The sequence below is a fragment of the Pedobacter africanus genome (assembly GCF_040548825.1).
GTDB classification, from domain to species: Bacteria; Bacteroidota; Bacteroidia; order Sphingobacteriales; family Sphingobacteriaceae; genus Pedobacter; species Pedobacter africanus_A.
Map to the genome: position 1 here is coordinate 1306589 of NZ_JBEPSL010000001.1, position 12420 is coordinate 1319008.

Sequence of the window (12420 nt, forward strand, 5' to 3'; positions counted from 1 at the left end):
AATTTATGGATAGGGGGATGAGCACATATAAAAAGCCATTACTGGTAATATTGGGTCCTACGGCTTCAGGTAAAACAAAGCTGGCTGTCAATCTGGCAAATACTTTAAACGGAGAAATTGTGAGTGCCGACAGCAGGCAGGTGTTTGAGGGAATGGATATTGGCACAGGGAAAGACCTGGATGAGTATATTATAGGCGACAGGAAAGTTCCCTACCATTTAATCAATATCCGGCAGGCGGGCGACAGCTACAATGTAAATGAGTTTAAAGAGGATTTTTATAGGGTTTTTACGGAAATAAGCGGTAGAAATGTACTTCCTGTGCTTTGTGGGGGTAGCGGAATGTATATTCACAGTATTTTTCAGGACCATCAATATACTGCCATTCCGCCAAACGAGACACTCAGGGCATCTTTGTCTGATTTAGAACTGGCAGCATTGCGTGATCTTTTGTCAGGTTATTCTCATAAATTCCGGGCGCATGCCGATCTGTCTTCCCGGAAAAGAGTGATCAGGGCCATAGAAGTTTCAGATTATTTATCCTCAAATACGCTGGAAAAAAAAGAACGCCCGCCTTTCGATTCCTGTATTGTTGGTCTCGCTCCGGAAATCGGCCAGCGTCGTAAAAAAATCGTCGACAGGCTTTCGGTCAGGTTAAAAGAAGGGTTGATTGCGGAAGTGGAAGGATTGATAGCTTCCGGGGTTTCTAAAGAGAAACTGATATTCTACGGTCTTGAATATAAGTTTGTTGTGGCTTATCTGTCAGGCGAACTTAATTACAATGAGCTTCAGGAAAAATTAACTATTGCGATATGTCAGTTTGCGAAGCGCCAGATGACCTTTTTCAGAAAAATGGAAAAGGATGGGGTGAAAATTAACTGGATAAATTCCCCGGATCAAACCGATCAGTTTGCCCAGGCCATGACTATATACAATGGCCATTTCAATAAGCCTGCCTAACTTTTAGGGCCAAAATAACAAAACTTAACTTTATTGTTACAATTTATTAATATGCAAAACACAGAGGGCATTGGCATGCTGTTTGTAAAGAGGGGTGTAATAAACAGTTTTGAGTTAGAGATATTCAAAATTTATCAATAATAAAATAACTGTTTATAACACACAAGTACAATTAATAAAATAGAAATTAAAATGAAAAAAGTTACAAGAATTTTCGCAATTGCAGCAGGTCTTTTTATTTTCACTGCAACAGCAACTCAGGCACAACAAAGAGAGAATGCTAAAGGTGTTCGTTTAGGTTTAGGCATCAGTGCTGGTGCACCTACAGACGGTTCTCCTTTTAAACTGGCTTACGGCGCAGACCTGGGCTTCCAGTTTGAATTGTCAAGAGAACTGGCGCTTACTGCAACAGGTGGTTACACTTCATACAAAGCGAAAGACGGACAGGGAGATGATTATAACATGATCCCGGTAAAAGGCGGGGTTAAAGTATTCCCTCAAATCGGTGGTTTATATTTATCAGGTGAGGCTGGTTGCGGTTTCGGTACTAAAAAAGATGTTAAAGAAGCTTTCATTTATTCAGGCGGTATAGGTTACCAGACTGCTGGTGGTTTTGACATCGGTGCAAGATATGAAGGTGTTACGCAGCAAAAAGAGTCGATCTCTTACAGACCACAAAACGGTCAGTTTGCATTGCGTGTAGCTTACAGCTTCAAACTGTAATCATTAAATAGCGATTAAAAAAGGTCCCTGATCACTCAGGGGCCTTTTTTTGTTTCAGCCACCAGGTAATGGCATGCTGTTTGTATCATGATGCTAATGGTGGCAAAAATCCATCTTAACCCTAAAGTAAACAATATTAATATGAAAAGAACTATTCGATTTATGGCCATTACAGCAGCTGTCGTGGCAGTATTTTTTACAACAAATGCAAATGCTCAATCTGCAGATTCCAAAGCCCTTCGTTTGGGCATCGGTCTTAATGCAGGTATCCCGACCTCTGAAGGTGCCAGTTTTGTCATTGGTGGCGATTTACGTCTGCAAAAAGACTTCAGCTCTAATGTTTCTGGTTTGCTGTCTGCCGGTTATAACCACTGGACACTTAAAGATGACGCCGGAAGTTTTGGTATGATCCCGGTAAAAGCCGGTGCAAAAATCTTTTTTGCTGAAAGCGCGTACTTCTCCGGTGAACTTGGTGCAGGATTTTCAACTGAGAGCGGAGGTAAAACCTCGTTTTTATGGGCGCCTGGGATAGGTTATGGTTTTGATAACGGGCTTGACCTTGGCCTGCGTTATGAAGGAGCCGAAGTAAGTGGCGGCGGTTCATTGGGCCAGGTAGCCCTTCGTGTAGCTTATGGATTTAAACTTTAATCCGGTTTTTCAATAAATTTTTGAAAAGCTCCTGATTTTTTCGGGAGCTTTTTTATTTATTTAAAATTAAAATGCTATTTTAACCACAAAAAATAAAACAATGAGGAAATACCTGGCAGTAATGCTAATTACAGGGATAGTTTCCTGCACAAATACAGAGAAAAAAGTAGCAGGGAATTCGGATACAACAGCAAAAGTGGAAGCTGCCGTACAAAACAACGTAGAATTGAAAGATGCCAAAGTACAGGCCATTTATGATGGTTATATTGCATTGAAAAATGCACTGGTAAGCACTAATTTTGAGGAAGCAAAAAAAACTGCAGCAACACTAGGACCGGTTTTGGCTGCTTATAAAGGATGTGAAAATACCGCGTTGATTACTGATAAAATTGCCTCCGCAAAAGATATAGCTGCCCAGCGTAAAGAGTTTACGGCTTTGAGTACTGATGTAATTGCTTTGTTTAAACACGCCGATCTGAAAAAAGGATCTATTTACGTACAGCATTGCCCTATGGCCAATAATGGAGATGGAGGCGACTGGCTGGCTACAGAAAACAAAATCCAGAATCCATATTATGGAGATGAAATGATGGAGTGCGGGCGTGTTCTGGAAGAAATTAAACCTGCGATGTAGGTTTTTCTTACTTGGTTTTGACGCTCATTTAATAATAATTTAACAGCTTTGTTATAGTTAGCTAAAGGCTAATCCGAATAGATTAGTTAAGTTTGTTTTTATAAATTTAAGAATATATATGTCAGATATTGCAGAAATTAAGATTGATGGAAAGGTGTATGAATTTCCCGTTATCACTGGTACCGAAGGGGAGAAAGCTATAGATATTTCTAAACTCAGGGATTTAACGGGGCACATTACATTAGACTTTGGGTACAAGAATACGGGATCTACCAAAAGCGCGATTACTTTTTTGGATGGTGAGCTTGGGATTTTAAAATACCGCGGTTACCCTATTGAAGAACTGGCTGAAAAATCAAACTTTTTAGAGGTTGCATATCTGCTTATATATGGTGAACTGCCTACGCAAGAGCAGCTGACAAACTTTCAAACGCAGATCAGCAGGCATACACTGATCCATGAGGACATGAAGAAATTCCTGGATGGATATCCGTCCAAGTCGCATCCTATGGCCCAGCTAGCATCACTGGTTTGCTCTTTATCTACATTTTATCCGGAATCTTTAAAGGCCAATTCATCTCCTGAAACAATGGACCTGACGATGATCAAACTGCTGGCAAAGTTCCCGACAATCGTTTCTTTTATTTATAAAAAATCTTTAGGCCATCCACTGATCTATCCAAAAAATAAATACGACTACGTAAGCAATTTCCTGTATATGATCTTTGGTCAGCGTACAGAAGAGGTTGAAATAGATCCTGTAGTGGTAAGTGCCATGAATACCCTGCTGATTTTACACGCAGATCATGAGCAAAACTGCTCTGCATCAACAGTGAGAATGGTAGGTTCATCTGACTGTAACCTTTATGCTTCTGTTTCGGCAGGTATAGATGCTTTATGGGGACCGCTTCATGGTGGTGCCAACCAGGCGGTAATTGAAATGCTGGAGTTGATTAAAGAAGATGGAGGCGATACTGAAAAATGGATCAATAAAGCCAAAGATAAAAATGATCCTTTCCGTATGATGGGCTTTGGGCACAGGGTATATAAAAACTTTGACCCACGTGCCAAAATCATAAAAAAGGCCTGTGATGATGTACTCGAAAAACTAGGTATTAATGATCCGGTACTGGAAATTGCCAAGAAACTGGAAGAGGCTGCACTGAGCGATCCTTATTTTGTTGAGCGTAAGCTCTACCCTAATGTAGATTTCTACTCAGGGATCATTTACAGGGCCCTGGGATTCCCTACAGATATGTTTACGGTGCTGTTTGCTCTTGGTCGTTTGCCGGGATGGATTGCACAATGGAAAGAAATGCATGAAAACAAAGAACCTATCGGTCGTCCACGTCAGATTTATGTTGGATATACCGACAGAACCTTCACTAAAATCGAAGACAGATAATATCTGGTTATTTAATTCAATAAAAAGGCCGGTTAGTTTTGCTAACCGGCCTTTTTTATGGATAGGATTAATGTCCCATGGCTTTGATTGCAGTTTCTTCAGCCTTATTGTGTTTGTGCTTAAACATAATGGCAAATACAATGGTAATGATGAGCGCATAACAGGTAAACGAGAGCCAGATGCTGTGCCAGTCCTTAACATCGAGTGCCCGGCTCAGGCTGCCATTTTCCAATACACCGATGCCTTTGTTTTTCAAAAAATCCAGCAGGTGTTCGTTTTTGGCATCTGTTTGTGCGTAAGCTGCAAGAGATTGGACATCACTATAGGATTTGGTAAAATACTTGTCTATCATCCATCCGGAAACCAGGCTGCCGAATACAGCTCCAAATCCGTTGGTCATCATCATGAACATACCCTGTGCAGAAGATCTTGTTTTAGGGGTAGTAGAGGTTTCAACAAACAGAGAGCCTGAAATGTTAAAGAAATCGAAGGCCATGCCATATACAATACAAGACATGACGATCATCCACAGATTGCCGGTAGGATCACCATAGGCAAAAAATCCAAAACGCAATACCCAGGCAAACATGGCAATTACGATCACCTTTTTAATTCCAAACTGTTTTAGAAAAAAGGGAATGGCCAGGATGAAAAGGGTTTCAGAAACCTGTGAAATGGACATAATAATGGTAGAATACCGGATCACAAAAGAATCAGCATAGGCCGGAAATAATTTGAACTCGTCCAAAAATACGTCCCCATAGGCGTTGGTGAGTTGTAAGGCACCTCCTAAAAACATAGAGAAGATAAAAAACAAGGCCATCTTGTAATTGGCAAAGAGTTTAAACGCCTCCAGTCCGAATGCCTGCGCAAATGTTTTTTTCTCGCCTATAAGGCCTTCAGGACGGCATTTAGGGAGTGTAAAGGCATATAAGCCCAATGCCAGTGCAGCAATACCGGCAATGTAAAACTGGTAGGCCGTTGCCTTATTTCCGGTCAGGTTGGTGGTCCACATGGCCACAATAAAGCCTATTGTTCCCCAAACCCGTATGGGTGGGAAATTCTTGATAATGTCTAACTGGGTTAATTTCAGCGTAGTGTAGGAGATGGAGTTGCTGAGCGAAATGGTGGGCATATAAAAACACATGGCCAGCAGCATTACCCAGAAAAACGAATCAGGACTGTTTACCTGAGGCAGGTAAAACAAAACAGCAGCGTACAGGATATGGAGGATTCCGTACAATACTTCGGCATTTACCCATTTATCTGCAATAATACCCGTTAAAGTTGGCATAACCAGCGAGGCAAAGCCCATCGTTGCAAAGATGGCCCCGAATTGCGTTCCGTCCCATTGTTTTGTCCCAAACCAGTAATTTGCAATGGTAATGAGCCAGGCACCCCAAACGAAGAATTGCATGAAACTCATCAGGGTTAAGCGAAACTTAACGTTCATCATAAGAATGGTTTAGTTTATTTTGAATTTCTTTTGTTTAGCTCATCCCGGATACGTGCGGCTTTTTCGTAGGCTTCCTCTGCTATGGCTTCCTGAAGCTTTTGATTGAGTTCTTCTACAGACAGCGATTTATAGTTTGAAGAAGGTATGGAGGAAATATCTTCAGTTCCCTGTTCTTTGGATAGGTTGTCCATGTTTTCGAGGAACAGAAAGTCATTTCCTTCAATTACGATGCCCGCCGAAGAAAGAATAAATTCGTAGGTATAAATGGCAGCGTTAAACCTTACCGCAAGGGCTATGGCGTCAGAGGTACGTGCGTCAATTTCCTGTACGGTTGTGCCGTCGGTACAGATCAGTTTCGCATAAAAAACACCCTCTACCAGATTATAGATCAGGATTTCCCTGATTTCGATGTTATAGATCTGTGCAAAGGTTTTGAACAGGTCGTGCGTTAATGGCCTGCTTGGGGTCATCTTTTCTATTTCTATGGCAATGGCCTGTGCCTCAAATGCACCAATAATAATCGGCAAACGCCTTCTGCCATTTACTTCTCCAAGCACCAGGGCGTAGGCACCTGATTGTGTCTGGCTGTAAGATAAACCAACAATGTCTAGTTTTACTTTTTTCATTTTATTGAAATGTCATTTTGAACCTGTTGAATGCATATCTGTATTTCAACAGGCCCGATATGACAGCGATCTAACCTTTATGTGCTTTTAATGCTTCTATTAATTTTGGTACTACTTCAAATGCATCCCCAACAATTCCATAATCTGCAACTTTGAAGAAAGGAGCTTCAGGGTCTTTATTGATCACCACAATCACTTTAGATGAACTTACTCCGGCAAGATGCTGGATGGCACCCGAAATACCGATGGCAATATACAGGTTCGGACTGATGGCGATACCGGTTTGGCCAACGTGCTCTGAATGCGGCCTCCAGTCGGCATCAGAAACCGGCTTGGAGCAGGCCGTTGCTGCACCCAGTAAAGCAGCCAGTTCTTCTATCATTCCCCAGTTTTCTGGTCCTTTCAGGCCTCTTCCTGCCGAAACTACCAGTTCTGCATCAGGTAAGGATATTTTATTGGTAGCCCTTACAATTTCTTTTACAATAGCTGCAAGGTCTGTCGATTTAATTTCAGGGCTAAAAGTTTCAATAGCAGCATCAGCAGCATTTTCCTTAACACCAAAGGCATTCGGGTTAAGGGCAATTACTTTAACAGCCGAAGTTAGCTCGGTAACGGCAAAAGCTTTTCCGGAGAAGGCAGTTTTCTTCACCTGGAACTTTCCGCCCTCTAGTTGTGGCAATTCTACTGCGCCATCTACCAGTCCTGCTTTAAGTTTTACTGCAATACGCGGTGCTAAACCTTTACCAGAGAAAGAATTGGATAATACCACTACATCGGCATTTTCTTTTTTTGCGGCTTCTGCAATTACAGCAGCATACGCCTGGTTTACAAAGTTTTTCAGCTGCTCATTGGAAACGTTTAATACTTTAGCAGCACCGTACTTCCCTAATTCCTTAAGTTCAGCATCGGGAACATTCCCGATTGAAACAGCCGTTAAATTACTATTTTGTTTGTCTGCAATGGCTTTTGCATAAGAAACTGCTTCAAATACAGATTTCTTAAACTTACCATCTACTTGCTCTACATATACTAAAACTGACATAAGCTCTTTTTTAATGATTTTTTAAAATTTGAAACGGAATGGATTAGATTACTTTGGCTTCCTGGTGCAGCAGATCTATCAATCTGGCAGTTTCTTCTGCCGGAACCAGTTTAACTGCGCCACGTGGAGGCGGGGTTTCAAATTGCTGTATTTTACTGAGTTGTTCTATCTCTTTGGCTTCAACCACCTGCAGCGGTTTGGTACGGGCCGACATGATCCCTCTCATGTTTGGTATTTTGGGCTCTGCAGTACCTTCAGCGCAGCTGGCAATAAATTTGCCGCTTACGGTGATGACTTCCTTACCACCTTCAATTTCGCGCTCTATGGTAGCAGTACTGCCATCATAGTCTAGTTTTTTAATGATAGATATAGAAGGGATGTCCAGGAATTCCCCTACCATTGCCGCCACCTGCGAGCCATTATAGTCGATAGATTCACGGCCGCACAATATCATGTCAAATTCATTGCTCTTTGCATATTCAGCGATCTGGTAAGCTGTAAAATAAGCATCTCTTGGCGCAGCATTGATCCTTACAGCATCATCTGCACCTATAGCGAGTGCTTTTCTTATGGTTGGTTCAGTAGCGCTTTCGCCAACATTAATTGCGGTAACCGTTCCTTTGCCGCCTTCGCAAAGTTCAATTGCTCTTGACAAGGCAATCTCATCGTATGGGTTCACGATGAACTGAACTCCGGATGTATTGAATTGTGTATTATCGTTGGTAAAAGTTATTTTTGTCGTTGTGTCTGGCACATTACTGATACAAACTAATATTTTCATAGAGTTATAAATTATAAATTTGTTTTTAAGTGATGAAAGTTCTTACGAACCATACATTGTCTTTTGCAAATCTAATTAAAAAAGCAGGGATTTAAAATGCAAAGTACCCGATTAGCAAAGTTATTGGAGTTTTTACAAAGTGACCCTAATGATCCTTTTGTATTGTATGCACTGGCTACAGAATACAATACATCAAACGATACGGAAAAGGCACTGGAATATTATTTAAAATTAACCAGGGAACATCCGGATTATGTGGGAACTTATTATCACCTGGGTAAACTTTACGAGAAATTGCAGCAAAGCGATAAGGCAATAGCGGTGTATCAGAACGGGATGGCTGCAGCGCGCAGCAAAAGGGATATGCATGCGTTTTCTGAATTGCAGGGCGCCTATAATTCTGCTGCTGGTTTGGATTATGAAGATGATTAACCAGCAAGGCGGTGAGTAAAAGAAAATTGTTGTTTCTCAGGAACGTAGTTCTTTTCACCTTTACCGCTTTTGGGGGCGCCCAGGCGCATCTGGCACTGCTGCTTAAATACTTTGTTAAAAACACCCGGTTTGTGTCTGAAGAAGAATTGCTGGAACTCAATGCCCTGGCACAAGTATTACCAGGTCCGGCATCAACACAAACGCTTGTAGGTGTTGCGTATAAGGTTGGTGGATTAAAGCTTTCCATTATTACTTTTCTGATCTGGATCCTGCCTTCTGCAGCGATTATGACATTTGCAGCGATCAGCTTTGCCAAGCTCGATCAAAAGGAGAAATTTACAGAGATATTAGAATATATCCAGCCCATTGCATTGGGGATTGTGGCTTATGGTGCTTTTAACCTGGCCAAAAGGGTACTGGTATCACAACTAACTATTTTTCTGGCCATATCGGCGGCCATTGTTACCCTGGTTTTAAGAAATGCCTATGTGTTTCCACTGGCTATTTTATTGGGGGGGATGGTGTCATCTGCCATTGGAACCCCCGCCGAGGAAAGTACCATTCGCTTAAACCTGTTCTCCAATATCAACCCTAAAAAGTTAACCTATTTTTTTGGTGTATTGCTGTTTCTGGCGCTGCTTGGGGCGATTATCAACAGGACATCGCCTTTTAGTCTGCCCATCAGGCTGTTCGAGAATTTTTACCGCAATGGTATCGTAATTTTTGGAGGAGGGCAGGTGCTGGTACCGCTGATGTTTACAGAGTTTGTACAGATGAAGCAATACCTGAGTGCTTCAGGCTTCCTGTCGGGTTTTGCATTACAACAAGCCTTACCTGGCCCTACGTTCTCTTTTACCAGTTACCTGGGCGCATTGAGCATGCGGAACTTTGGTTTTGGCGTAACCGGGCAAATTTTGGGCGGTTTAGTGGGCGTGATCGGGATTAATCTGCCAGGATTGATCCTGGTGCTGTTTATTGTTCCTTTCTGGGAGGATCTGAAGAAGATCACCCGTATCAAATACTCGCTTACGGGTATCAACGCAGTAAGTGTAGGCTTCATTATCGCCGCTTTTGTGCTTTTACTGATCCCTGTTGCGTTAAACTGGCTGACTATAGGGATTATGGTCATCACCTTTCTGATCCTGAATTATACCAGGATCAGTACTCCTTTTATTGTACTTGCGGGCATATTGCTCGGCTACTTTTTGTAGCCCTTGTTAAAATGGTGCATCGTCGTGCATGTCATCCATGCGTGAAGGTTTAATGATGACATTTCCTGCAGGTCTGTCAAAGTCCTGCGATGGCGACATACCTGCACTTGGACTATCCATAGAGAATGAGGTAGGGGCTGCAAAGCTTTCTTCAAGATCGGCAAACTTAACGTACTTCCCAATAAAGCGGAGTGGTACGATCCCGGTTTCACCGTTACGGTGCTTGGCAATAATTACCTCGCCCACACCAGCCTGCGAACGTCCCTGTTCATCTTCGGTGATGCCATAGTATTCAGGTCTGTATAAAAACAATACCATATCTGCATCCTGTTCAATAGATCCGGATTCACGCAAATCGGAAAGCATTGGCCTTTTTCCATTTACACCTGGCCTGCTTTCTACGGCACGGCTCAGCTGTGAAAGCGCCAGTACAGGTACATTGAGTTCTTTGGCAACAGATTTAAGCGCCCTGGAAATACTACCAATTTCCTGCTCCCGGTTGCCACCACCGCTTTGGCCTTCGCCTTTACCATGCATCAGCTGCAAATAATCGATGATGATCAGCTGGATATCGTATTGGGCTTTCAATCTCCTGCATTTGGCCCTGAATTCAAAGATATTCAATGCAGGGGTGTCGTCAATCAGGAGTGGGGCTTCTGTAAGTCCACCTATTTTACTGTGCAATTGCTGCCATTCCCATTCAGCCAGGTTTCCCTTCCTGATCTTTTCCTGCTCAATTTCGGCTTCGCCTGAAATCAGACGATTTACCAGCTGCACAGACGACATCTCCAGGGAAAACACCACTGCCGGGCGTTTAAACTGAACGGTGGCGTTACGGGCACAGGTAAGTACGAAAGCCGTTTTACCCATCGCCGGACGGGCTGCGATGATTACCAGGTCGGAAGCCTGCCAGCCCCCGGTAATGCGGTCCAGATCTGTAAAACCTGAAGGTACACCTGTCAGACCATCACTTTTTGTTCGCAGTTCTTCCAATGTGGCAAGCGATTGTTTAACAATCTCATCCATTTTTTGGGTGTCCCTGCGCAGGTTATTCTGGGCAATGTCAAATAAGTTCTTTTCGGCATGGTCCAGCAGGTCAAAAATATCTGTAGTGTCCTCGTAGGCATTTTGAATGATCTCCGAAGAAATCCTGATCAGTTCACGCTGGATGTATTTCTGGGAAACGATACGTGCATGGAACTCAATGTTGGCTGCCGATGCAACCCTGTTGGTAAGGTTGGTAATGTAATAGGCACCACCAATCATTTCCAGCAGGCCCAGGGTACGCAGCTCTGAGGTAACGGTCAGAATATCAACAGGCTTTGATTTCTGAAATAGCCCCTGTATGGCTTCAAATATTTTTTTATGCCCTTCATGATAAAACATATCAGGCTTAAGAATGTCGATAACGGTAGATAAAGCGTCTTTCTCGAGCATCAAGGCGCCTAAAATCGCTTCTTCAAGGTCGGTAGCCTGGGGAGGTATCCTTCCCATTGTGCTCATGGTATTGCTTAACCTGGCTTTTCTTGCACTAAAATTTGTTTTATCCTGGGATGAAGGCTGATCGTTACTCATGTGACAAAATTAGGCAAAAAATAAGTCCTTTCTTCATTTCTTTATGCACATTTCCACCGGTTGCAATACGAGCATACCAATAGCCTTTTCTCAAATTTTAGCTTTTTGCTAACAAAACTATGTGGAAAAGAATGCCTATTTTTGCCGCTCAATTTTATAGAAATGGAAAATTTCAGAAGACCTTCAAGACCTAAAGAAAATAATGAATTTGTGTTTGGTATACGTGCTGTAATAGAGGCTATTAAAGCCGGAAAAGATGTAGAGAGCATTTATGTTCAGCGTGGCCTTACGGGTGGGATTATTCTGGAGCTGAAAGCATTACTGAAGGGCAGCGATATTCCAGTGCACAATGTGCCTGTAGAGAAGTTGAACCGTATGACCCAAAAGAACCATCAGGGCGTGATTGCTGTAATTTCTTCAATTGCCTTTCAGAAAATTGAAGACATCATTCCATTGATTTATGAAAAAGGAGAGACCCCATTGGTATTGATACTGGATGGTGTTACCGATGTCAGAAATATGGGAGCTATAGCGCGGACAGCTGCCTGTGCGGGGGTTCATGCATTGATTGTGCCTTCCAAAAATTCTGCACAGATCAATGCAGATGCCATTAAAACTTCGGCGGGGGCTTTGTTCAGCATTCCGGTTTGCCGGCACCAGAGTTTACATAAAGTTGCATTATATCTGCAGGATTGCGGCTTACAAATTGTAGCCTGTACAGAAAAAACAAATGAACTCATCTACGCACCGGATTACACCGCCCCGACAGCCATTGTAATGGGGTCTGAAGATGAAGGGATTTCCAATGAGATCATGCGCATGGCCAATCACCTGGCGAAAATACCGATGTCGGGTGAGATCAGCTCGTTAAATGTATCTGTGTCTGCCGGGGTTATTCTTTACGAAGCCATCAGACAGCGCCAGTAGT

At 42.6% G+C, this 12420-nt stretch carries 13 protein-coding genes; 8 read left to right on the top strand and 5 right to left on the bottom strand.

What is annotated here, in order from left to right; translation table 11 throughout:
- Positions 1-17: 17 nt before the first annotated feature.
- The 5 genes from miaA to ABIE26_RS05305 all read left to right on the top strand — a co-directional run bounded on the left by miaA (position 18) and on the right by ABIE26_RS05305 (position 4369).
- Positions 18-959, top strand: a complete 942-nt coding sequence (gene miaA / locus ABIE26_RS05285) for a tRNA (adenosine(37)-N6)-dimethylallyltransferase MiaA (RefSeq protein ID WP_310139244.1) — start codon at positions 18-20, stop codon at positions 957-959.
- Between the two features lie 192 nt (positions 960-1151).
- Positions 1152-1682, top strand: a complete 531-nt coding sequence (locus ABIE26_RS05290; RefSeq protein ID WP_310139241.1) for an outer membrane beta-barrel protein — start codon at positions 1152-1154, stop codon at positions 1680-1682.
- A gap of 141 nt (positions 1683-1823) precedes the next feature.
- Positions 1824-2330 carry a hypothetical protein gene (locus ABIE26_RS05295; protein ID WP_310139239.1) on the top strand — a complete coding sequence of 169 codons (507 nt, stop codon included), beginning with the start codon at positions 1824-1826 and terminating at the stop codon, positions 2328-2330.
- 100 nt (positions 2331-2430) lie between these two features.
- Positions 2431-2964: a DUF3347 domain-containing protein gene (locus ABIE26_RS05300; RefSeq protein ID WP_310139237.1), complete on the top strand. Its 534-nt coding sequence runs from the start codon at positions 2431-2433 to the stop codon at positions 2962-2964.
- A gap of 118 nt (positions 2965-3082) precedes the next feature.
- On the top strand, positions 3083-4369 hold the full coding sequence (locus ABIE26_RS05305) for a citrate synthase (protein WP_310139235.1): 1287 nt from the start codon (positions 3083-3085) through the stop codon (positions 4367-4369).
- 67 nt (positions 4370-4436) lie between these two features.
- Here the strand turns inward: ABIE26_RS05305 and ABIE26_RS05310 are convergent, their stop codons facing one another.
- The 4 genes from ABIE26_RS05310 to ABIE26_RS05325 all read right to left on the bottom strand — a co-directional run bounded on the left by ABIE26_RS05310 (position 4437) and on the right by ABIE26_RS05325 (position 8274).
- Positions 4437-5822, bottom strand: coding sequence for a nucleoside permease (locus tag ABIE26_RS05310; RefSeq protein ID WP_310141488.1), 1386 nt, complete (start codon positions 5820-5822; stop codon positions 4437-4439).
- Between the two features lie 17 nt (positions 5823-5839).
- Positions 5840-6451 (bottom strand): bifunctional nuclease family protein, encoded by a 612-nt coding sequence (locus ABIE26_RS05315; protein ID WP_310139234.1) that lies wholly within the window; start codon positions 6449-6451, stop codon positions 5840-5842.
- Between the two features lie 70 nt (positions 6452-6521).
- A complete protein-coding gene (locus tag ABIE26_RS05320; protein WP_310139232.1) occupies positions 6522-7493 on the bottom strand; it encodes an electron transfer flavoprotein subunit alpha/FixB family protein in 972 nt (323 codons plus the stop codon).
- A 43-nt stretch (positions 7494-7536) separates the two neighbouring features.
- Entirely contained in the window at positions 7537-8274 is a 738-nt protein-coding gene (locus ABIE26_RS05325) for an electron transfer flavoprotein subunit beta/FixA family protein (protein ID WP_310139230.1), read from the bottom strand.
- Between the two features lie 96 nt (positions 8275-8370).
- On the opposite strand from ABIE26_RS05325, the gene ABIE26_RS05330 reads away from it, so the two are divergent.
- Together ABIE26_RS05330 and chrA are read left to right on the top strand one after the other, a co-directional pair.
- Complete coding sequence (locus ABIE26_RS05330; protein WP_310139227.1) at positions 8371-8706, top strand: tetratricopeptide repeat protein; 336 nt, start codon at positions 8371-8373, stop codon at positions 8704-8706.
- 11 nt (positions 8707-8717) lie between these two features.
- Positions 8718-9917, top strand: coding sequence for a chromate efflux transporter (chrA, locus tag ABIE26_RS05335; protein WP_310139226.1), 1200 nt, complete (start codon positions 8718-8720; stop codon positions 9915-9917).
- A gap of 6 nt (positions 9918-9923) precedes the next feature.
- On the opposite strand, the gene dnaB is transcribed toward chrA, so the two are convergent.
- Positions 9924-11492, bottom strand: a complete 1569-nt coding sequence (gene dnaB, locus ABIE26_RS05340) for a replicative DNA helicase (protein WP_310139222.1) — start codon at positions 11490-11492, stop codon at positions 9924-9926.
- 162 nt (positions 11493-11654) lie between these two features.
- Here dnaB and rlmB point away from each other — a divergent pair, with 162 nt between their 5' ends.
- Positions 11655-12419, top strand: a complete 765-nt coding sequence (gene rlmB / locus ABIE26_RS05345) for a 23S rRNA (guanosine(2251)-2'-O)-methyltransferase RlmB (protein WP_310139220.1) — start codon at positions 11655-11657, stop codon at positions 12417-12419.
- The last annotated feature ends 1 nt before the right edge of the window (position 12420 follow it).